At 44.0% G+C, this 22,054-nt stretch carries 28 protein-coding genes; 26 read left to right on the top strand and 2 right to left on the bottom strand.

Annotation, left to right across the window (positions count from 1 at the left end):
* The first annotated feature begins 158 nt into the window (after positions 1-158).
* From KZ793_RS18600 to KZ793_RS18495, 21 genes are all read left to right on the top strand, one after another.
* A complete protein-coding gene (locus KZ793_RS18600) occupies positions 159-878 on the top strand; it encodes a terminase small subunit (RefSeq protein WP_225816682.1) in 720 nt (239 codons plus the stop codon).
* Positions 879-937: 59 nt separating this feature from the next.
* Positions 938-2,122: a PBSX family phage terminase large subunit gene (locus tag KZ793_RS18595; protein WP_225816681.1), complete on the top strand. Its 1,185-nt coding sequence runs from the start codon at positions 938-940 to the stop codon at positions 2,120-2,122.
* Positions 2,122-3,627: a DUF1073 domain-containing protein gene (locus KZ793_RS18590; RefSeq protein WP_225816680.1), complete on the top strand. Its 1,506-nt coding sequence runs from the start codon at positions 2,122-2,124 to the stop codon at positions 3,625-3,627. The genes KZ793_RS18595 and KZ793_RS18590 overlap by 1 nt, the downstream gene beginning before the upstream one ends.
* An 85-nt stretch (positions 3,628-3,712) precedes the next feature.
* Positions 3,713-4,405 (top strand): phage head morphogenesis protein, encoded by a 693-nt coding sequence (locus KZ793_RS18585; protein ID WP_225816686.1) that lies wholly within the window; start codon positions 3,713-3,715, stop codon positions 4,403-4,405.
* A 17-nt stretch (positions 4,406-4,422) separates the two neighbouring features.
* Positions 4,423-5,745 (top strand): DUF2213 domain-containing protein, encoded by a 1,323-nt coding sequence (locus tag KZ793_RS18580; protein WP_225816679.1) that lies wholly within the window; start codon positions 4,423-4,425, stop codon positions 5,743-5,745.
* A 2-nt stretch (positions 5,746-5,747) separates the two neighbouring features.
* Positions 5,748-6,224, top strand: a complete 477-nt coding sequence (locus tag KZ793_RS18575) for a structural cement protein Gp24 (protein ID WP_214086150.1) — start codon at positions 5,748-5,750, stop codon at positions 6,222-6,224.
* Positions 6,224-7,258 carry a major capsid family protein gene (locus tag KZ793_RS18570; RefSeq protein WP_225816678.1) on the top strand — a complete coding sequence of 345 codons (1,035 nt, stop codon included), beginning with the start codon at positions 6,224-6,226 and terminating at the stop codon, positions 7,256-7,258. The genes KZ793_RS18575 and KZ793_RS18570 overlap by 1 nt, the downstream gene beginning before the upstream one ends.
* Positions 7,259-7,585, top strand: coding sequence for a hypothetical protein (locus KZ793_RS18565; RefSeq protein WP_225816677.1), 327 nt, complete (start codon positions 7,259-7,261; stop codon positions 7,583-7,585).
* Positions 7,586-7,589: 4 nt separating this feature from the next.
* Positions 7,590-8,039, top strand: coding sequence for a DUF4054 domain-containing protein (locus tag KZ793_RS18560; protein ID WP_225816676.1), 450 nt, complete (start codon positions 7,590-7,592; stop codon positions 8,037-8,039).
* Complete coding sequence (locus KZ793_RS18555; RefSeq protein WP_225816675.1) at positions 8,039-8,497, top strand: hypothetical protein; 459 nt, start codon at positions 8,039-8,041, stop codon at positions 8,495-8,497. Before KZ793_RS18560 ends, KZ793_RS18555 begins: the two co-directional genes overlap by 1 nt.
* Positions 8,494-8,865, top strand: a complete 372-nt coding sequence (locus KZ793_RS18550) for a hypothetical protein (protein WP_225816674.1) — start codon at positions 8,494-8,496, stop codon at positions 8,863-8,865. The genes KZ793_RS18555 and KZ793_RS18550 overlap by 4 nt, the downstream gene beginning before the upstream one ends.
* A complete protein-coding gene (locus KZ793_RS18545; protein WP_225816673.1) occupies positions 8,865-9,407 on the top strand; it encodes a phage neck terminator protein in 543 nt (180 codons plus the stop codon). The genes KZ793_RS18550 and KZ793_RS18545 overlap by 1 nt, the downstream gene beginning before the upstream one ends.
* The gene (locus KZ793_RS18540; RefSeq protein ID WP_225816672.1) at positions 9,388-10,875 is read left to right on the top strand and encodes a DUF3383 domain-containing protein; all 1,488 of its coding nucleotides are present in this window, start codon (positions 9,388-9,390) and stop codon (positions 10,873-10,875) included. Before KZ793_RS18545 ends, KZ793_RS18540 begins: the two co-directional genes overlap by 20 nt.
* Positions 10,875-11,312, top strand: a complete 438-nt coding sequence (locus KZ793_RS18535) for a phage tail fiber protein (protein WP_225816671.1) — start codon at positions 10,875-10,877, stop codon at positions 11,310-11,312. The genes KZ793_RS18540 and KZ793_RS18535 overlap by 1 nt, the downstream gene beginning before the upstream one ends.
* Entirely contained in the window at positions 11,312-11,719 is a 408-nt protein-coding gene (locus KZ793_RS18530; protein ID WP_225816670.1) for a hypothetical protein, read from the top strand. The genes KZ793_RS18535 and KZ793_RS18530 overlap by 1 nt, the downstream gene beginning before the upstream one ends.
* A 208-nt stretch (positions 11,720-11,927) precedes the next feature.
* Positions 11,928-14,063 (top strand): lytic transglycosylase domain-containing protein, encoded by a 2,136-nt coding sequence (locus KZ793_RS18520; protein WP_225816669.1) that lies wholly within the window; start codon positions 11,928-11,930, stop codon positions 14,061-14,063.
* Positions 14,063-14,884, top strand: a complete 822-nt coding sequence (locus KZ793_RS18515; RefSeq protein ID WP_225816668.1) for a phage baseplate protein — start codon at positions 14,063-14,065, stop codon at positions 14,882-14,884. The genes KZ793_RS18520 and KZ793_RS18515 overlap by 1 nt, the downstream gene beginning before the upstream one ends.
* On the top strand, positions 14,881-15,186 hold the full coding sequence (locus KZ793_RS18510) for a phage baseplate plug family protein (protein WP_225816667.1): 306 nt from the start codon (positions 14,881-14,883) through the stop codon (positions 15,184-15,186). The genes KZ793_RS18515 and KZ793_RS18510 overlap by 4 nt, the downstream gene beginning before the upstream one ends.
* Positions 15,183-16,067, top strand: a complete 885-nt coding sequence (locus KZ793_RS18505; RefSeq protein ID WP_225816666.1) for a baseplate hub protein — start codon at positions 15,183-15,185, stop codon at positions 16,065-16,067. The genes KZ793_RS18510 and KZ793_RS18505 overlap by 4 nt, the downstream gene beginning before the upstream one ends.
* Positions 16,039-16,731: a Gp138 family membrane-puncturing spike protein gene (locus KZ793_RS18500; RefSeq protein WP_225816665.1), complete on the top strand. Its 693-nt coding sequence runs from the start codon at positions 16,039-16,041 to the stop codon at positions 16,729-16,731. The genes KZ793_RS18505 and KZ793_RS18500 overlap by 29 nt, the downstream gene beginning before the upstream one ends.
* Positions 16,732-16,735: 4 nt before the next feature.
* A complete protein-coding gene (locus tag KZ793_RS18495; RefSeq protein WP_225816664.1) occupies positions 16,736-17,191 on the top strand; it encodes a hypothetical protein in 456 nt (151 codons plus the stop codon).
* Positions 17,192-17,247: 56 nt separating this feature from the next.
* On the opposite strand, the gene KZ793_RS18490 is transcribed toward KZ793_RS18495, so the two are convergent.
* Positions 17,248-17,619, bottom strand: coding sequence for a helix-turn-helix domain-containing protein (locus tag KZ793_RS18490; protein WP_225816663.1), 372 nt, complete (start codon positions 17,617-17,619; stop codon positions 17,248-17,250).
* A 3-nt stretch (positions 17,620-17,622) separates the two neighbouring features.
* Complete coding sequence (locus KZ793_RS18485; protein ID WP_049582215.1) at positions 17,623-17,925, bottom strand: type II toxin-antitoxin system HigB family toxin; 303 nt, start codon at positions 17,923-17,925, stop codon at positions 17,623-17,625.
* A gap of 83 nt (positions 17,926-18,008) precedes the next feature.
* On the opposite strand from KZ793_RS18485, the gene KZ793_RS18480 reads away from it, so the two are divergent.
* Genes KZ793_RS18480 through KZ793_RS18460 form a run of 5 tightly spaced genes read left to right on the top strand, consistent with a single transcriptional unit; the run spans position 18,009 to position 21,989 of the window.
* Positions 18,009-18,365 carry a hypothetical protein gene (locus KZ793_RS18480; RefSeq protein WP_225816662.1) on the top strand — a complete coding sequence of 119 codons (357 nt, stop codon included), beginning with the start codon at positions 18,009-18,011 and terminating at the stop codon, positions 18,363-18,365.
* Positions 18,365-19,606, top strand: a complete 1,242-nt coding sequence (locus KZ793_RS18475) for a baseplate J/gp47 family protein (protein WP_225816661.1) — start codon at positions 18,365-18,367, stop codon at positions 19,604-19,606. The genes KZ793_RS18480 and KZ793_RS18475 overlap by 1 nt, the downstream gene beginning before the upstream one ends.
* On the top strand, positions 19,607-20,212 hold the full coding sequence (locus tag KZ793_RS18470) for a DUF2612 domain-containing protein (protein ID WP_225816660.1): 606 nt from the start codon (positions 19,607-19,609) through the stop codon (positions 20,210-20,212). It abuts the gene before it with no gap.
* Positions 20,199-21,542 carry a phage tail protein gene (locus KZ793_RS18465; RefSeq protein ID WP_225816659.1) on the top strand — a complete coding sequence of 448 codons (1,344 nt, stop codon included), beginning with the start codon at positions 20,199-20,201 and terminating at the stop codon, positions 21,540-21,542. Before KZ793_RS18470 ends, KZ793_RS18465 begins: the two co-directional genes overlap by 14 nt.
* Complete coding sequence (locus KZ793_RS18460) at positions 21,543-21,989, top strand: tail fiber assembly protein (protein WP_225816658.1); 447 nt, start codon at positions 21,543-21,545, stop codon at positions 21,987-21,989.
* Positions 21,990-22,054: the final 65 nt, after the last annotated feature.

Here is a 22,054-nt window from a genome sequence, read left to right as displayed (position 1 = left end):
ATGTGAAGTACCAAGAGAAGCAGGAACATGAGGACAATCAATTATCGCTGAAAGGGATGTGAAGTGAAGGCTCTGAGAGTCTGAACTAATAGCGCCCCTCTGGGGCGAAATCAATGCCCCCTTCTATGAAGGGGGATTTTTATTTTTAAGGTAAAGAGATGGCAAAAAATACTGACTGGGAGGGAATAGAGCGTGATTACCGTTTTGGCCTTCTCTCAATCAGGGAGATTGCCAAACAACACGGTATTAGTGATGCAGCGATTCGAAAGAGAGCGAAAACTGAGGAATGGGTTCGCACTATTGTTGAAAGTACGCAGTGCGAACCTGATGCGAACCAGGCGCAAAGTCAGGTAGCAAGTAGTACCAGTAATATCTTGGAGTCTGAAAAGTTCGCAGAAAGTTCGCAGGGAACCGCAGGGATTTTAAAGCCGCAATACGAACAGTTTGCTCAGAACATAGCTGCGGGTATGCCGATGAAAGAGGCGGCAATATGCGCTGGTTACTCTCCGGCTCGCGCTGATTCTCAATCATCCATATTGATACGCAGACCGGAGATAAAAGCTCGCATACGAGAATTAAGAAACGAAGCGGCGCTCCTTGTTTCATTCAATGCTGGACATCTTGCCGAGTTGTCGTTTCGTGCCGGGAAGGAAGCGTTAGCAGATAAGAAGTTTGGGCAGGTTGCACCCAATATTAAAAATGCCGCGCAGCTTACCGGTATCGACATGAACAGCAATAAGACTGAGGTCAATGTCGATCTCTCTGGATTGAGTTACGGAAAGGTCTGCATTGTCACGCCAGCTAATTGTCCGGCTGATGTCTGGTCAACTCACATGGAGAAACTGCGCGAGGGAAAATCAATAGCCCAGTCATCATAGATGGTGTTCTGTACGCCTTTAGTAGTGACTGGGCGACAGAGGTTTTATATGACAGTGCATTGGGTTCTGTCCGCTGGCGTTGGACGTATGGCGGGCGGGGTGGCGGTAAATCGGTAGAGATTGCCCGTGCGCTGGTATTGTTGGGCGTAATAGAACCAATGACGATTCTCTGCGCGCGCGAATTCCAAAACTCTATTAACGATTCCGTCCTTGCCCTGCTTGAGGCTCAAATCATTGATCTTGGGCTGTCCCACTTCTACAAAGTCAAGAACAACGAGATAGAAGGTCGGAATGGCACTCGTTTCACGTTTAAAGGTCTTCGAAACAACATTCAAAGCATCAAGTCGATGCATGGCATTAAGATCTGTTGGGTTGAAGAGGCCCAGACTGTTTCACAAGATAGTTGGGATATTCTTGGTCCGACAGTTCGTGCTAATAAATCCGAAGTCTGGGTGTCTTTCAACCCCAGAGAAGAGGAAGACCCGACATACAAACTGATGACTCGGCATCAGGAAGATCCGCCCGATGGTGGCGTGATTATCCGCAAAGTTAACTATTGCGATAACGCCTTTTTCCCTGACGTACTCCGGCAGGAAATGGAATACTGCAAACGCATCGACTATGAAGCGTATGAGCATATCTGGCTTGGATTACCAAAAGCACTCAGTGAAGCGGTTATTTTCTCTGGCAAGTACCGGGTTGAAGCATTTTCTGATGAGCTATGGCTAGAAGCTGACCGGCTTTTCTATGGGGCTGACTTCGGTTTCGCTAATGACCCGTCAACATTAATTCGCTGCTTCATTATCGGTACCAAACTATATATTGAATATGAAGCCTATGGGATAGGCGTTGAACTGGATGAAATGGCCCAGTTCTATGACTCAATTCCAGAGTCTAGAAAGTGGCCTATTCATGGTGATTGCAGCCGACCTGAAACAATCAGTTATTTGTCGCGGCAAGGGTTCGTTATCGATGGTGCGACAAAATGGCCCGGAAGTGTCGAAGACGGGATCACTTACCTTAAAGGCTTTGAAGAAATCATTATTCATGAACGCTGTAAGCACATGATTGATGAGGCAAGACTCTATTCATACAAGACCGACCGTCTGACCGGTGAAGTCCTGCCGGTGGTGCTCGACAAACATAACCATTGTTGGGATGCGGTACGTTATTCGCTGGATGGTTATATCACAGGTAAAAACAACCCACTTCGTATATCTAAAAATCTGTTGGGGCGAATTTAATGTTTTTCAGATTCAGACATAAAAAGAAAGCGGAGGCTTCGCCAGTTGAACAGGCTATTGATCAATCAGCACCTCAGCCGATGAATATACATCCGGATACTGTAGGATCGATAACAGAACGAAAAATAGCTCGGCCTATTGAACCGTACAGCCCCCCTCCTGGTGTTGTTCCCACTGAACAGTTGTCCGCATTAATGGCAATGGATTCTACGCCTTATGAATATGTGACGGGGACAGGTGGTATATCGGGAGATGTGGGTTTTCCCGGTTATCCTTATCTGGCCCAACTGTCACAATTACCCGAATATCGGAAAATGGTAGGCACCATTGCAGGGGAAATGACTCGCAAGTGGATAAAGCTAACATCAGTGGGGGATGATGACAAATCCGATAAAATCAAAGTGCTTAATGAGGCTATTGAAAAATTCCACGTTCGTGAACGGTTAAAAAAGGCCATTGAGCATGATGGCTTTTTTGGGCGCGGTCAGATTTATATTGACGTGCGAACATCAAAAGGTGTGCTTGCTGCAACCGATCCGGTTGAACTTGAGTCTAGATTATTTCTGTCACCTAAAAAAATCACAAAAGGAAGTCTTATTGGTTTTAACGTTATTGAACCAATATGGACATATCCGGGGATTTATAACGCTAACAACCCGTTGAGCAATGACTTCTATAAGCCGTCAAGTTGGTATGTGATGGCAAAGACTGTACATGACAGTCGTTTGATTACATTTATCACCCGGCCATTAACCGATATGTTTAAACCTGCGTATAATTTCGGCGGCTTATCACTGACTCAGATTGCAGAATCTTATGTACAAAACTGGTATAGAACACGTGATAGCGTATCTGATTTGATCCATTCATTCTCTGTATCTGGATTTAAAACCAATCTTCAATCGACGTTACAGGGACAGACGAATAATCCCGATCAGTTAATTTATCGTGCGGAATTGTTTAATAGAATGCGTGATAACCGGGGGGTAATGATGCTGGATAATGAAGAGGAGTTTTTCCAGTTCAATACACCGCTGAGCGGCCTTGATTCACTGCAAGCCCAGTCTCAGGAACATATGAGTTCAGTCAGTAGCATACCGTTAGTTATTTTTACAGGTATCACACCGAGTGGGCTAAATGCGTCATCTGATGGGGAAATCCGTGTTTTCTATGACTTTATTGCTACCTTGCAGATGTTGGTGAAAGATGGGCTGGCACGAATGATTGATATTATTCAATTATCCGAATTTGGCGAAATTGATCCTGATATTAGCTTTACATTCGAACCGCTGTATCAGATGACTGATGAACAAAAAGCCAGCATACGTAAGACCGATGCAGATACTGATTCAGTACTAATTGCTGCAAATGTGATTAGTACAGATGAAGCCCGCGAACGTCTAGCCAACGATGAAAACAGCCCGTATCACTCTCTGGAAATCAATGATGAAATCGACAAAGAAGATGATATCGAAGAAGAGGACAACACGGAAAACATCATCTGATCCCCTTCAAACACTCCGGCAAATTAAACCTAATGCCGGTGTTCGGGTGTGGTACATCAGGCAGCTATATAAGCTGGTGGATGAGATGAATAACTCAGTGATTTACTGGGTATCCGCCAACTATAAGAACAGCGGTGCAGCAATGGCAATGGATGCTAGCCCGGCGATGTTGATGCGTTCAGCAATGCGAAAATTAACCCGGCGTTGGTTAAAGCGGTTTAATGATTTAGCTGACAAACTGGCGAAAAAATTCGCGGCTTTATCAATGGATAACATGGATGCCTCGTTAACCCATGCATTAGATGCGGTACATATTTCGACACCGTTCACGATGACGACAGAAATGAATAACGCGCTACAGGCGGTTATTGGTGAGAATGTTGGGTTGATTAAAAGTATTCCACGGCAATATTTATCCCAAGTTGAAACGTTAGTAATGCAATCCGTAGCAAGAGGGCGTGATCTTGGAACGCTGACAAAAGCCTTGCAAGAGCGTTACGGCATGACTAAGCGCCGCGCAGCACTGATTGCTCGTGACCAGAACAACAAAGCAACTTCTGTTATGCAATCTGCCCGGCAGCGTTCAATCGGTTTTAAAACGGGTATCTGGCGGCACAGTCGTGCAGCAAAAAAATTTCGTCAATCACACTTGAAAGCGGATGGTAAAGAGTTCGATTTATCAAAAGGGCTTTATATTGACGGCAAATGGATCATGCCTGGTGAAGAAATCAATTGCGGGTGTGGTTGGCAGGTCGTCATTCCTAAACTAAACAACTAATTAATCCGAGAAATATTATGAATCACGGTCTGGCGTTAGATCGGGCTTCTGTACGCTCATACGACAGAGACGGGCGTTTGCATGTTGCTGAAAGTCCTATCTCTAAGGCGACGGTATCATCGTATTACGGAAGAGAAATCCCGAACTGGCAAGGATTAAGGCTTGATCCTAATCGTATGTACAAACTGTTGCGTGCCCCTGATGAATTAGAGAAAGGGGCTGCAACTTTCAATAACCTGCCGTTATTGAAAAAACACATTCCCGTCACGGCGGCCAAACCTTCAACAGAATTGATTGTCGGTACAACGGGATCAAATTCTATGTTCGATGGTACATACCTGAAAAACAGCTTGGCAATTTGGGATGCTGAATCTATAGCGGCTATTGAATCGGATGAACAAAAAGAATTGTCAGCGGCGTATCACTACGTAGCTGATATGACCCCCGGCACGTATGACGGCATTCATCATGATGGTGTTATGCGTGATATCGTCGGGAACCATGTCGCTCTTGTTGAAGAAGGGCGAGCCGGTGCAGATGTTGTTGTCTGCGATTCCCTCCCTCTGGAGTTAAAACACATGAAGTTAAATAAGAAAATGGTGTCTGTCGCTGTACGTGCGGCGCTGGGGGCATACTTGCAGCCGAAATTAGCACAAGATGCCGCACCGAAAGAAATTGCCTCATTACTGAAAGCGGGTGATAGCGCGAAAAGTATAGCGGAAGCGGCGAAAAATAAATTCGGTACCCTTCTGGCTCAGGATATGGAAATCGACTCAGCGGAGCTTGCCTCAATCATTGAAGCTGTTGCTGATGATGCGGAGACACAGGAGCCAGCGGAGCCACCCGCGCAGGATGATGATATCTGTGCGCAAGTGCTTGAACTGCTTGCGGGTAAATTGCCAGAGGAAGACTTGGAAAAAATCCGGGCGTTAATTTCAGGCACGCCTGCGCAGGACGATGATCCCGATAATAAACCAGAGCCGGAAGAGGATAGCGTTAGTAAGCCCGCAATGGATGCGGCTATTCGTGCAGCTACTCGGAAGATAGAGAAAGATACAGTGAATCGCATTAATGCTATTCGCATTGCTGAGGCTGAGGTTAAACCCCTCATCGGTGATGTAGTAGCAATGGATTCTGCTGACGAAATTTATAGAGTTGCGCTTGATGAGGTGGGTGTTGATACAACCGGCGTTCATCCGTCCGCTTATCGTTCTTTAGTGAAAATGCAGATCAGTATAGCCGAGTCAGCAAAACCTAAAGCCCGCCTGGCAATGGATTCTGCGGCTATAGATTCTTTTGAAAAACGTTTTCCCACCGCATCTAAATTAGTGAGGGTTTAACTATGGGTTTTCCGAACAAAATTAATCACTATCCAGCCCCCGGCATTGAGGGAGCATTTGCCAGTACTAACCCTAGCGCCACTTTGTTAGCAGGGGACGGCACGCTGATTGCGGGTGACGATGGGGTAACTGTTGGGCGTTTTGCCTGGGTGATTGATGGTGTCGTCTCGAACAAGGGGGCGGGTGCTCCGTCTGGTTTTGTGGGGCGTGACGGACAAGCATCTATCACTCTTTGGCTGGGGGAAGCATCTATGCTGATCCAACCCGGACGTGAAGTCACTTTATTTACTGCGGGTGATTTTACGGTACGAACAAGTACGCCCGCAAAAGTTGGGGATAAGATTTACGCATCCTTAAAAACGGGTGAGGTACAGACCGCCGCAGCGGGAAAAACTATCACTGATTTTATCGAAACCAAATTCGTTGCTGGTACCGCTGCTGGTGCGGGTGAATTAGTCAAAATGGGGAGCTGGAGCTAATGAAACGACACGTAGATTTTCAATATATTGAAGGGGAATACGGCATTGTAGTACCGCAGGCCGTCGATTACTTAAATCCCCAATATGCTAATAACTATACATTAGCTATGGATGCACAGCCTGCTATGGTGACCGTGAGTAACGCCGGTGTTCCTGCGTATTTGACTAACTATCTCGATCCTGAGTTGGTTCGTGTGTTGGTCACGCCGATGAGAGCGGCTGAAATTATCGGTGAAGATAAAAAAGGTGACTGGACAACGCTGACAACCCAATTTCCGGTTGAAGAATCAACAGGTGAAGTGAGCTCATACGGTGATCACAGCAATAATGGCATGTCAGATGCTAACGTGAACTGGGTGGAACGCCAGAGCTATCATTTCCAAACATTTACTGTCTGGGGGGAGCGTGAGCTGGATATGTACGGTACGGCCCGTATCAATCGAGCGGCGCAACTTAATACCGCAAGCGCATTAACCCTAAACAAGTTTATGAATAAGTCTTATTTCTATGGTATTGCGGGACTTAAAAACTATGGACTGTTGAATGATCCGGGGTTAAGTGCGCCGGTAATACCGGCGGCAAACGGAAAATCCAATGGTACAACGTGGGAAACCAAAGACGGGCAGGCAATTTATGACGATATTTCTCAACGCTTATTTAAACAGCTGACAAAACAGACAGAAGGGCTGGTGGAGCGAACAGATCCGTTGAAGCTGTGTATGTCGCCAACAGCGGAAGTCAATCTGACAAAAACCAACCAATACAACGTTAATGTTACCGATCAGTTGAAAAAGAATTTTCCGAATCTGACGATTGAAACGGCGGTTGAATACAGTACAGAAGCGGGGGAGCTGGTTCAATTGATTGCCGATACGCTTGATGGTGAAAAAACGGCTTATGCCTCATTTACTGAAAAAATGCGGGCACACGCGGTTGTTGTGAGTTCATCTAGTTTTAAACAAAAGAAATCAGCCGGTACGTGGGGGGCGATTATTCGTTATCCACACGCTATTGCACAAATGTTGGGGGTTTAAATGGCGACAGTCATTGTGGGGTGTAAATTGCCCCACGGGTTAATGATTGAAATTGATGAGAATCGCGTGACGCTAAACGGGATAAATTCATCAACAATTATTGGTGGTTATGGACTGACATATGATGTTGATAAAGCATTTTTTGACAAATATCTGGAACTCCATGCCGATACGAAATTAGTCAAAAATGGGCTTATTTTTGCTCAGGAAAAGCTCAAAGAGGCCCGGACGGAAGCTGAGGAAAAAGCCGAGTTAAAGAACGGGTTGGAGCCTATCGACCCCAAAAAACCGGGTAAGAATATCGAGCAGCGAAAAGAAGAGGATTAAGCTAATGGGCTTTGTTGTTGTTTTTGATGTCGTGAAGTTTCGCATTCGTTACCCAGAGTTTTCTTCTGTCAGTGATGTTCTGCTGGATGCCTATTTTATTGAAGCAACACTCTATCTTAACAATACGGCCCAAAGCCCAGTTAGTGAGCTTGAGCTACGCGCAATGTTACTGAATATGCTTGTTGCTCATATTGCTGAACTTAATCGTTTATCTGCTAGCGGAACAGCGGCCAATCCGCTCGTGGGGCGGGTTAGCAGCGCAAGCGAGGGGTCTGTTTCCGTTTCGGCTGATATGGGCGCTGTGAGTGAACGTGCTGCTTGGTTCTTGCAGACGAAATACGGGGCTATGTACTGGCAGGCAACAGCACAATACAGAACTATGCGTTACATCCCCGGCAGCTCTCCCTCTCACTATCCGTCATATTACTACCCACGGACTCAAGGGAGGCGCTAATGTCGAGCAGTATCAAGGGGAGTGATGCCGCAAAACGCTATTTAAAGCAATTAGCTAAAAGAGTGGGTGAAGGCAAAAAATTGCGGGCTGGTTTTCTCAAAGATGCGACTTATCCCGATGGCACTTCGGTTGCAATGGTGGCAATCAGTAACGAGATCGGTGATCCGGGGCGAAACAGGCGGCCCCGTCCGTTTTTTCGTAACACTATCAACGAACATGCTAATGAATGGGGTGATACTGTCGCACAGTGTCTGAGGGATAATGATATGAACGGAGATGTGGCATTACGAATGACCGGGGAAGTTATTAAGGGGCAAATTCAGCAATCCATTCGTTCTTTCACTTCACCGGCTAATGAAAAATCCACTATAGCTAAAAAGGGATTTGATGCGCCGTTACGTCACACCAAACATATGCTGAACAGTGTTGATTATGTGGTTGATGAGGGGAATGAATGAACTTGCATGGCATTGCATCTGGTGCTGTCGGGGTTGTTAATCCGCACTCACCTGGGGAGATACGGGTAAGTGCGGGATATGATATAGCACCCAGTGGCAAGCAAATCCCGAAATACATCACAACACCCGTTACCGCACAAATCCAGCCACTGACTTTTACTGATCTGCAACATACAAACGGTTTGAATATTCAGGGCATACTCAAAGCGGCTTATGTGAATGGCAATTTTAATACCGTCAACCGTCCCAGGCAGCAAGGGGGTGATCTGCTGATTATTAATGGTGAAGCGTGGTTGATAGTGCAGATTTTGGAAGCGTGGCCGGATTGGTGCAAATTCGCTGTTACATTGCAGCGTGGGGAACAATAGTGGTAACGATAAATATAACGCAAGACGATATAATAACCGCATTACGCGGTTTTTTAATGGCCTTAATACCTGAGCGTAGCGTTATTTTATCTCAGGTAAATCGTTCACCGATGCCGGATAGTGATTTTATTGTTATGACACCATTGAACAGCACTGGTTTATCAACAAGTGTAGTGGTCTATAACGCACCAGCAGCGGCAGGTATGGGGGAGAATCTAATCACTCGGACGACACGCTGGACATGTCAAATTGACTGTTACGGTCAGTTCGCTCATGAGGATGCTTACATTATTGCAACGACAGTGCGTACTGAACATGCAAGTGAGCTATTCAAGAGATCAGGTATCGATATGGCACCGCTTTATGCCAGCGATCCGATTCAGACGACGATGATTAATGGTGAACAGCAATATGAGTCGCGTTGGACATTTGAATTTACCGCTCAAATCAACTCCGTTGTGACAACAGAACAACTATTTTTCGACAGTATTACGCTGAACACTAAAACAGTGGAGTCTATTCATGGCAATTCCAATCAGTAAAGACGTGAGAATTAATCCGGGGGTGCTGTCGGCAGCGGGTAATGCTGTTGATCTCAATGGATTATTACTGACAGATAATATATATGCGCCTGTAGGTACGGTGCTGTCGTTCTCAACTAAAGAAGATGTGGCGGCATATTTCGGTGGTGCATCCGAAGAATATAGCATGGCGGCTATTTATTTTTCAGGGTACAACAACTGTACAAAGACACCCGGCCAATTACTGTTTTCGCGATTTAATCGAGCGGCAGTATCGGCCTGGTTACGTTCAGGTTCTTTTAATGGGGTAGCTATTACCGATCTGCAAAAAATGTCCGGTACGTTGAAATTCAATATCAATGGCACAGCAATAAATGCCACAATCAATCTTGATGGGGTTAAATCCTTTGCGGATGCAGCAAAGAGCATTGAAACAGCAATTGGTAAGGCAGTAACGGTTGTGTTCGATACCACCCGTAAAGCTTTCATCATCAATGTTGCTTCTGGCAGCATTAAACCGGAAGATACAAGTATCACCTATGGTACTGGTGATGGGGCCGAGGCTCTTAAGTTCACTGGCGCACTAGGGGCAACGGTTTCTCAGGGGGCTACGGTGTCGGCGGTTCCTGATCTATTTGCCGTGATTAAAACGCAGTCTCAGCAATGGGCCGGTTTTACGACGGTATTTGAATGCACAGATGAACAGCATCTTGCATTATCCGCGTGGGCTAGTAGTCAGGCATATCGCTATTTCTATGTTGCCTGGACAACAAGCGGCACGGCAAAAGTGAAAGGCAGCCAGGAAACTCTCGCCCATAAAATTATTGGTATTAATCGCTACGGGAGTGTCGTTCCTGTTTTCTGCTCTGATAATATGAAACCGGCAGCGGTATTGGGGTATGCGGCAGTGCTGGATTTTGAGCGAACGGAGGGGCGTGTTCCATTCAAATTCAGAGAATTGAACGGCCTCAGTCCTGATGTGATCGATTCTGATGTTTATGATGCATTGATTGCTAATGGATATAACTTCTATGGCAATTATGCCGCCAATAACATCACCGAAAATTATTGGGCTGATGGCACAATAACCGGTGATTTTAAGTGGTTAGATTCCTTCTGTGGCCAAATCTGGCTGAATGCGAATTTGCAGGGTGCGGTTATTGCCTTGTTCAAATCCAATAAGACTATCCCTTATAACACGGCTGGCCGTGCGCTGGTGGAAGCCTCAATGAGTGATGTTATCCAGCGGTTTAAGTTGTGGGGCGGTATCCGATCAGGTGTAACATTATCGGCTGCCCAAAAGCTGGAAATTATTAACGCCGTGGGAACTGATGTTTCAACGTCAATAATCGCGAAGGGTTATTACTTGTATATCGGGGAAATGTCTGCCTCTATGCGTGCAAATCGCACCAGCCCAAGCTGTACACTGTGGTATTGCGACGGTGGCAGTATTCAGAAATTCGAAATGGCATCTACGGAGGTTCAATAATGTTAGACACAATCACTTCTGCTGATGCGGTCATTACCCTGACAGTCACTAATTTATATCCGTCTGGTGTGCAATTACAGGGATTTGCGGCAGATAACATTTTCGAAACTGAGGCGTTAGATTTGGCTGAAACTGTGCGTGGGGCGGACGGTAAACTGTCAGCGGGTTTTATCTACGGCAATATCAATCAGACGATCCATATTATGCCTGATTCGGAAAGTCGCACCATTTTTGATACCTGGGCGACGACATCACGTACTAGCGTTGCTGTGTTCAGATGTAATGCGACGGTTATTCTTCCGGCTATCGGGCGTAAATACACATTGGTGAACGGCGTTCTGAAGCAATGGAAAACCATGCCGGACGCAGGAAAAGTTTTACAAGCGGCACAGGCCGTCATTGAGTGGGAATCAATAACAGGTGAGGCATATAGCTAATGGCACGTAAAGAAACCTTCATCACTATGAATGATGATAATCGCGACAAAGGAAAGCTTTTTTACATTCAGGAAATGCCCGCTTCACAGGCTGAATGGTGGGCTATTCGTGCATTGATGGCAATGGGGAGAGAAGGGTTGGATATCCCCGATAATTTTCGGGATTTAGGCATGGCTGCATTAGCGGTGGTTGGATTGAAAGCAATTTCTCGCATTGCTCCTGATGAAGCCAGGCCATTACTTGATGAATTGATGGGTTGTGTACAGATGGTCCCGAATCCGGCAGATAAAAAAATCAAACGTGAACTGATCGACAGTGACATTGAAGAAATTGTTACCCGGCTGAAATTGCGCGCAGAGGTGCTTAAGTTACACGTGGATTTTTTCAAAACCGCCGACCAATCGTAATCCCGCCGCGCTATTCCAGCATTTCAAAGCCATTCGGTATCATCAGTTATACAAATGTCCCAGGCACAATAGCGACCGTTATCTCATCAGGAAGAGCGACACTCCACGAGCTGGATACAGTTTATGGAGTGGAGGATCTTTGGCAGTTAATCGAGATTATTCAGGTCGATAATCACAATGCTTACGTTTTACAGCAGGGTAAAAACTGATGGCAAACATTATAGATGAACTTGTTATAACGCTGGGACTGGACGCGACTGAATTTAGTGCAGGTGAAACCGCGGTAATTGCCGGGATCGGTGGCCTGGCTCAGGTGATGCAAAAACTGGTTGACTCGTTTAATGATGGCGAAAAGAAAACCAGTAAATCATTAGACAAAACCGGCAAGAAAACTGAAAAAGTGGCAAAAGAAATGGAGACGGCAGGAAAGAAAGCCGCCTCTTTCTTTTCCAGCATAAAGGGTCAGATCCTGGCTTTGGCGGGTGTTACGGTCTCACTCGGTGGACTGAAAAGTTTTGTGGCCAGCTTTACCGGCAATCTCAATCAGTTAAGTACTGTTGCTGATGCATTCGGCATGTCGGCTAAGGCGCTTGATGGCTGGACAAAAGCGGGTCAAGCATTCGGGGTGAGCGCAAATGAGATTGTCGGGGCATTTTCACGCATTAATGATGCCAAAGCCCGGTTAAAATCAGGTGTTGCGCTTGATCCGGCGCTTGAGACGCTGTTAAAAACGGCGTCACAAGCGAGTGTGGATATTGATATTACCTCAGAAAGTACCGAATCCATCATGCGCAAGCTGACCGGTGTTTTTCCCAGGCTCAATAAAGATCAACAACAAGCTTATGGCGGTGAACTGGGATTCGGTTACGCCGCGCAGCAGTGGTTCTCGTCCGGTCACGCACTCAAAGATGTGGATAAATTTACAGCTAATTCAGGTGTGGATGATAAATCTGTTGTCGCTGCGCGTCGTTTCCGTGAACAGTGGACAGAGATAAGCCAGAGTTTTGAGAAAACAGGCTACATTCTGTTTAATGCCCTTTTGCCATACATCAATCAATTCAATATCTGGCTAAAGGATTTAGCTGATTGGATGAATAAGCATCCGGAAGAGATTAAAAAAGTGGTCAGCGGTTTTCTCGATAAAATGAGTTTTATTATCTCAGTTGCTAATCAGGCTGCGGATGCCGTGGGCGGTTGGGGTAACGTCATCATTGGTCTGATCGGGTTGAAGTTTGCGGGATGGCTATGGGGAATTTATCGCGCGGCTTCATCCATGCTGAAAATGGGGCAAGGTGGCGGCGGATTGCTAGGCAAAGGGGCTATAGGGAAAGCTGGGATATATGGCGCTATCGGGTATGCGTTATATGATCCTGTAGAGTCAGTCGCGACTTCGATTGTCGGAGAGGAGGCCAAAAATACACTGGATTCGTATGGGGTTTATCTGGCAAGCGACTGGACGCCTTTTTTTAGTAAAAAAGAATATGAAGCTTATCAGGCAAAACTGGAGGGCAAAGCCTCTAAGCCAGATAAGACCGTAGTTAAAGAAGTCAAAGAGGAAGAAAAACGCAGCGAAAACGACCGGATTATTCGGGCAGAAGATGAAAGACAGCAGCGGCTGGAATACAGCAATAATTGGTTAAAAACCGCGTTAGATAAGCTGACCGATTCAATTAATAAGTTAATTGATTTGTTGATCCCTCAAGCTGTGACAGATGAAATGTCATCCTTTGATAATACATCAAATACTACCGGCATGAAATTACTGGGTTGGCTATCACCGAAATTAGCGCAGCTTGAGCAGCAGTTCGGGTTACCGGAGGGTTTGTTACGTAGTGTTGCCATGACGGAATCGGGAGGTAATCAGTATGCTGTATCCAAAGCAGGTGCCAGGGGCTTATTTCAATTTATGCCAGGTACAGCTAGAAATTTTGGGTTAAAGGATGATGACGTCTTTGATCCGGTAAAATCTTCGGAAGCCGCGGCAAAATATTTATTTCAGCTAATGAGAATGTTTGATGGCGATTTGAGTAAAGCGCTGGCGGCTTATAACTGGGGACAAGGAAATGTTCTTCGTAAAGGACTGGGTGCCGCACCAAAAGAAACCCGCGATTATATCCCAAAAGTCTTGGCGAATATGCCGCAACCTGGCGCTCATGTGGCGGCACAACGTCATTCGAATACGGTAAATAACAACCGAACCTCCTCTGTTTCTGAGAGTTACCACATCGGAACTATTCAAGTCAGCTCTAGCGCTAACAACGTAAAAGGCGTGGTTGACGATGCCCGACAGAAAATAGGTGGATCAACGCTGGCAACAAGCTATTCAACGGGGGTAACCGGATAATGGCATTTTCTCTCAATCAAACAACGGTACTTAGCGCGTTCCGTAGCGGCAACCTGCTGTCTGCTGTTAACAGTATGATATCCCCAGGGTATGGTATTTATTATGCATCCGGACAGAACGTTGGTGATAAGCCGTTTACGCCCACCTCATTCATTGCAGTAGAAGTCACACGAGAGGCATCTATCACCACTGCACCGATAGAGAAAGGTGGCTACACATCGTACAACAAAGTGCAGCGGCCCGGTGAAGTTCATGTGACATTTTCATTTGAAGGATGGACCGGCTTTTCTGGTTCTATGCCTAATCTGACAAATCTCACGTTAACGTCCCGTTCTGATGTCCTGGAGACACTGAATAAGATGGTATCCAGTGCCGAAATTTACGATATTGAAACCCCTGATACCACTTACACAAGTTACGATTTGATTAAGTACGATTATCGGATAAAGCAGGATAACGGCGTCACATTGCTGATTGTGACCGCAGTTTTCCAAGCTGTGCAAGACATTGCAGAAGTAACGATGAGCAGCAATGTTACTAATAAGTCAAATACAACAAAGAATGAGACGGCTAAAGGTCCAAGCAAAAACACTGAACAAAAAACGGGTGCAACAAAACACGCCACATTATCTGATGTCAAAAAAGCCCTGACTGGATTAAAAAAATCGGTTTCCAGTGCTGCAACACAAGTTGCCGATAAAGTTTCATCCGGTTTCCAGCGTGCGACAGAAACGATTACCGGTCCGTTAAATGATTCTGTATTGAGTGCCACTAACCATCTCAATGATGCAGTAGAAGAATTATCGAGGAAATTGACGTGATTGAAATAGCGCTCAGGGCGGCCAAGGCTCAGGAGTTCACGGTGGCATTGAATGAGCAGTCATGCATGATACGTCTCAATCAACGTAGCACCGGTTTATATATGGACTTAACCGTAAATGATAAACCTGTATTGCAGGGAGTTGTGTGTCTCAACTGCAATAAAATGGCTCGTTACAGTTATTTACGATTCCAGGGTGAGTTGTTTTTTGCTGATCTGGATGGTTCATCTGATCCCCTTTGGGAAGGGTTAGGGCAGCGCTACAAATTATATTACCTTTTCCCAAGAGAGGTGACTCCATGACGTACAAGCAACGCAATATCAAAGTTGAATTTCAGCTAGTTGACGGCAAGACATTTGATGATAGCGGTAACAATATACTGACTATCGAAAATGCACGCGCTTATGTCAACATAGCGGCGTGGGGCGGCATATCAGGGACACAAATAACATTACAAATCTGGGGGTTAACAACCAGTCAAATGGCAACGTTGAGCTATCGCGGGATCTGGATTGGTAGTGCAAAATTCAACTTAATGCGTGTATGGGCGGATGGTAATGCCATATTCGAGGGTTTTATCAGTGATGCTTATGCAGATTTTAATCAGTTACCTGATGCCCCCCTGACGATAACAGCCAGTGTGATGTTTGGCCTAAGAGCAAAGGAAGTTGAACCGTTCACGGCATCGGGAGATGTGGATATTGTCGATATTATTACTGCAATGGCTAAAAAAGCCGATCTAACGGTTGAAAATTATGGCGCCAAAGGTGTTATCTCAAATCCTAATTTTACTGGAAATGTTGTTAATCAAATCCAGCAAGCCGCAAATGCGTTAGATATAGATACTGACTTCGGGATTGATAAAGTGACTATTTGGCCGCATGGTCAACCGAAAGTTGAAAAATTGTTATTTACGTCTTCCAAATATGGGTTGATTGGCTATCCCATATTTACTGGCGTAGGAATAACAGCAACTATTCTTTTCAGTAATGAAATTATTTTAGGTCGTAAGATACAAATAGAAACCTCTTTACCGAATGCTAGCGGCACTTATCTGATAACAGGGGCGGAGCACTATCTTACATCCTGGCTTGATGGTGGTCAGTGGCACACATCATTTAACGGTACTCCCGTAAAAGAGGAGGGTGACAACAATGCCAAAATTAACAACAAAGCCAGCTGATTTTTATAGTGAGGCGAATACCCTTGATTTTGTTATGAGGCAATTTCTCAGTCAGCATGTTTTTATCACTCTGGGTCTTATCATTAAATCGAATAGGAAAACCGTAGATGTCAAGCCGATGGTGCATAATATGACGGGAACCGGGAGAAAAATCGAGAATGGAATAATCTATAATGTTCCAGTATTTCGCCTCCAGCGTGGTAACAGTGCTGTCATTATGAACCCGGTTGTGGGAGATATTGGACTAATCGCTATTTGTGATCGCGACATTAGCAGCGTCATAGCAACAAAAGCACCGGCATTGCCGGGTTCAAAAAGAACACACAATTATTCAGACGCAATTTACCTGGGTGGAGTTTTAAACGCAGAACCACAACAATATGTTGAATTCGTAGATAATCAGATAAATATTGTCTCACCGAATAAAATTAATGTAGTCGCACCGACAACGGAAATTACTTCATCAAATTCAATCACAATAAACTCACCATCTATTATATTAAATGGTGCGGTTATTCAAGGTGGTGGCGGTAACGGTGGAAATGCAACATTCGGTGGAACCGTAACAGCGAGGGGTGAAATTACAGGAGATGGGATTAAACTTTCATCGCACGTTCATGGCGGTGTAAAATCTGGAGGTTCAAAAACCAACAAACCGGAATAAAAATATGTGTAGAAATCTAACATCAAATATTATTGTCACGGGGCTTTTTTTTGTCAGCGTATTTAGCGCCGGGGCAGAAAACAGTGACATTTCTCGGCAGGAAAAGATTTCCGCTATGTGTGTGTCCCAGTCTATATTCCAGCAGTATGCCGCGAGTGCAGGACTGAACTATATAGATCCTTCTACTCCCGCAGAAGAGGTCCTGTTACGCACAGGAAGTTACTCGACTGAAAGCCCGGTATATAAAGCTCAAAAGGAAAATGCTGTAAATCAAGGAATAAAATTGATGCTAAACGAGAAACAAGTAATGAATGTTATCCGGTATTACTATGAGAACCGTGATGAAGCAATGTTGTCTCAGGGAGAAGAGGCTTCATCCGCTTTTCAGCAGCTATGTGTCGTTAATCCAAAGCGTTATCTTCCTAGCTACAACACGTTAAAAGCAGCGGGAAAAATATAGAATTTATTGATTTTTAAACCCCCAAGCCAAGGATGGCTCAAATCTGAGCCATCATGCTAAGCGTGTTTAGCGGGTTTGATTAAGCTTTCCGCTGGTATTCCGAACATTTTATGTAAATTCCATACCATCGGTAGCGTAAGGCTACGTTTGCGATTAAGTATTTCGTATACACGATTGACTTTACCGATGGCGGGTACCAGGTCTTTTGCTGTTAACCCAGATTGTTCCATTCTGAATTTGATAGCTTCAATCGGATCTGGCGGGTCAATCGGGAAATGCTCGGTCTCATATGCTTCAATCAGCAAAACCATTACTTCCATGTAATCAAATTCAGGTGTTCCGATTTCTGATTGGTTATCAAAAAGTGGCGAAACAGCCTTCAATGCTGCTTGATAGTCTTGTTCGGTGCGGATGGGTTTAATATGCATGATTTACTCCGGTTCTACGGTATTGGCATCTATAGCATCGTATTGCTTATGTGTGCCAATGAATTTTACGTACACCCAGCCAGCGGGGTAAAAGATGGAAACTATCAGGCGGTAGCTATTCCCTTTAATGTTAAATACCACGCGATTGTTTTTTAGAATACTCGCATTGCGGTACTGGGCTTTAATTTCAGCAGGGGTTTTCCAGGTTGCTTTCTTGGCCTCGTCAAACCATGCTTTTAACTGTTGTTCAGCATCGGGATACGTTTCCCAGAACTGTTTTAATGTACTGACTGAGATGATTTTCATAAAGTCATGTTAGTCCCAATTTGGGACAAAAGCAACTGTTTATGCCGCTAATTGCGGTTTTTTTATTTCTATAAGGATCGAAAATGCAAACTCGCTCATTTCTTCTTGATATCAAATCATGGGATTTAACGTTAGATGATTCTGGAAATATCTCTATTACTGATAACCCTTATGCTGTGGCTCAGGATGTCGCTTGTGCCTGTAGTACATATCTGGGAGAGTGTTGGTACGACACAACATTAGGTCTTCCTTATTATCAGCACATTCTTGGTCATTGGCCCGGAATTCAATTAATTAACAGCAAAATGCAACAAGAAGCAATGAAGTTACCTTATGTTCAGTCTGCCATTTGTAAAGCTATAAGCGGGGACGAAAGAACTATTGTGGGCACGATGACAATAACGGACACGAATAATCAATCAGCGGTGGTAAATTTCTGATGGCTAACTCTGTAGTACTGACAACAAGTGTTCCTAGCGTAACATTTACAAAGACAGGTTTAACTGTACCCGACGAAGTTGATATTTTAAATGGGCGGCTAAATGATTTGGCTACAGCAATGGGCGGTGCAATGAGTACCAGTTTAACAACACCGCAGGGTCAAATGGCAATGAGTGATGCGGCTATCATTGCTGACAAGAACGATCAGTTACTTGCTATCGTCAATCAAATTAACCCGGATTATGCAACTGGACGTTTCCAAGATGCCATTGGGCGGATTTATTTTTTAGACCGAATTCCAGCATCGGGAACAACGGTAACAGCAACATGTACCGGGTTAGTTAATGCAGTTATTCCAATTGGTAGTATTGCTCAAGATAAAAAAGGGTATCTTTATCATTCAATAACAGAGGCTAAGATCCCTGACAGCGGCTCTGTTGATGTTGTTTTCCAAAACTCAACAACAGGGCCGTTAGCATGTCAAATTGATGATTTGAACACGATTTATAGCTCGGTACCAGGCTGGTCTGGTATCAGTAATGCGAGTGCTGGCGTACCTGGCACAGATGAGGAAACTCGTGCTAATTTTGAGTATCGTCGTAAACAATCTGTTGCTAAAAATGCGACAAACTCATTACATGCCATTTATGCGGCAATATTAGAAGTAAATGGGGTAGCAGACTCATACGTTATTTCAAATGATACTTCGGTAGTAAAAACAGTCGGGGTATCAAAATACAAAATAGCGCCGAACTCTCTTTATATTGCTGTGTATGGGGGAAAGACTGAGGATGTCGCTAGAGCAATATGGAAGAAAAAGCCTCCAGGTATTCCTACGAACGGGAATACAACTCACACAATTGTGGATGATGAAAACTATGTTCAGCCTTACCCTGAATATGAAATTAAATATGTGATACCGACGCCCATTCGTGTTTATGTTGACGTCTCACTTGCTGATAGCGATTACCTTCCTGCTGATATTGAAACGCAAGTTAAATCAGCTATAGCGCAAGCATTTAACGGTGAAGATGGTGGAATGCGAGCAAGAATAGCATCTACATTATTTGCTGGTAGATATTATTCAGGCGTTTATAACATAGATACATCAAGTGTTGATATTTACAGCATTACACTTAGCCGTGACGGTACTACTTATTCAACATCAATTAGTTTTGGTATTGATGAAATCCCAACGCTTGACACAGATAATATATTCGTGAAATTAGTAGGTTCATAAATGGAAAATGTGGAAGCAACTATTCTTGCTCAGTATGCCGCTAGCCCAAAACTCAACTCACTTATTCGAAGTTTCAATGCTGCTGTTTCCTCTAATGAATTTATTAATACATTTTACGACCTGATTTGGAATATTGACACGGCAAACACGTATGGGCTGGATGTGTGGGGAAAAATAGTGAATGTTAGCAGGCAGCTGACTGTTAATGAAAATGCAAAATATTTGGGCTTTGGTGAAGCTTTGCTGGGCGTCCCGACAACAACAGATCCAAATCCATTTGACCAGGCGCCATTTTACGCCGGGGAATCAAAAACAAAAACTATTGAACTATCAGATCAGATGTATCGAAAGCTGATTATGATGAAAGCCATGTCAAATATATCTGATTGCACTATACCAAACATCAACAGAATGCTTGTTTATATGTTTAGCGATAGCGGACGCGCATATATCACTGATGATGGAAATATGAAGATGAGTTATGTATTTGAATTTCAGCTATCAACAGCAGAATTAGCAATTGTTCAAACATCAGGAGCGCTGCCATATCCGGCAGGTGTTAGTGTCTCAATCGTTCAAAGGATACCAACAAGTGAAATCAACTGAAAAGCCTATTCTTATTACTGTTCCGTTCGCAAAAGATGGGAATTATAACGAAATTGCAACAAAGTCTACTGAAAATAGTTTGGCGAAAGGCATAGCTACATATCAGAGCGGTTTTCCCCCGTTAACGATGACAGCAATATCTGCTGGTGGAATTCCCCCATCTGGCAAGGATATGAACGGGATATTGAATGATATTACTGCCGCAATACGTTATTCAATGTCTGGTGGCCTGTATTCGTATGATGCTGATTTTAGCGCTGCCACTGATGGTTATCCTAAAGGGGCTATTGTTGCCAGTTATGATGGAAGTAAAATTTGGTGGAATGGGGTAGAAGATAACAATACAGATCCGGATAGTACATTAGCTTCCGGTTGGAAAAATCTGTTAGCAGATCCTAACAGGTTATTTCTACAGAAAGCCAATAACTTATCTGATATTAATAACAAAGCGACAGCGCGTAATAATTTAGGACTGGGAGAGCTTGCAACTCAAGATTTTATTCCCGATGCTACATTAGCCCAAAAAGGAATTATTCAGCTTACTGACAAGACAGGCAACAGTAATATACTTGCAGCAACTCAGAAACTTGCTTCCGATGTAAATGATAATGCAAATAGTAAACTCGCTAAAAATCAAAATGGCGCTGACATCTTCAATAAAACTGAATTTGTAAAAAATATCGGTTTATCGGAAACGGTAGAATTGGCGAAAAGTGCCGTGCCGAGTAGTCGGAAAATTAACGGGAAGCCGTTGGCTGGGGATATTAGTTTGAATGCTGACGATGTGGGAAGTTATGCTAAATCTGAGAGCGATAATACTTTCTTGCGTATTTCTAGCAATAAAACCGCAACTGTTGGCAGTTTACTGATTGACAGTAAAACTCCTTTTCCTAAATTGCGTTTCAAATCGAAAGATGGGTATGTATTGGGAATTAACGGTTCTGAAGGGAAATTGTTGCATATCTATTCTGACGATCCCAAAAATCAGCGGCGTTACAATATATTAACGCCTGAGAGAAGTGGTACTCTTGCATTACAAAATACAGCTATAAAATCCGAAAATGGCTGGTGGCAATGTGGAGATACGGGGATAATTATTCAATGGGTTAAAGTCCCATCAGCTCAACAATCATGGATAAAGGTAAATTATCCAATTTCTTTTAAAAATAAGCTTTTTGGCTATATTGCAAGCATGTCGAGTATCAATACATCAACTGGTCACACATTAGTACGTAATGCAACACTATCGACATTTGAATATCAAGCAGGCACTCCCAACAATGATGAGAATCCAGGCAAAGTTGTACATATATTATTTTGGGGGGTATAAATGGTCTATTTTTCCAGAAAAGAATGTGTTTTTTATAATGAAGCTCATGAAGAGTGTGTTGAAATAACAGCAGAAAAACACAATGAATTACTTGACGGTCAATCACGCGGTTTTGCTATCGTCAGTGATAAAGACGGTTATCCAATTCTTACAAAACAAGCGCCATCTGTTTACCACAAATGGGATAGTGAAAAGTGGATAATATCAGAAAGTGATAAAATAAAGCTCAGACGGGAACAGCAGCAACAATCAGAACATAAGAAACAGCAACTTATGCTCACTGTAAGTAAACAGATCGCTCCGTTACAAGATGCTGTAGATTTGGGGATGTCGAGTGATGAGGAAAAATCGCTGTTAGCAGAGTTAAAAAAATATAGAGTATTATTGAACCGCGTTGATGTTAATTCAGCGTCAGATATTAACTGGCCCGAAAAACCCTTAGAATAATGGAATCAGGGCCAATTGAACCGACCCCCAATAGCTAGATAAGTCTAATCAAATGTGGTTTTTCT

Source organism: Photorhabdus antumapuensis (assembly GCF_020387775.1).
In the GTDB taxonomy this organism is placed as follows: domain Bacteria; phylum Pseudomonadota; class Gammaproteobacteria; order Enterobacterales; family Enterobacteriaceae; genus Photorhabdus; species Photorhabdus antumapuensis.
The sequence above is the reverse complement of the archived record's forward strand: the minus strand, read 5'-3'. Positions and strand labels throughout refer to the sequence as shown.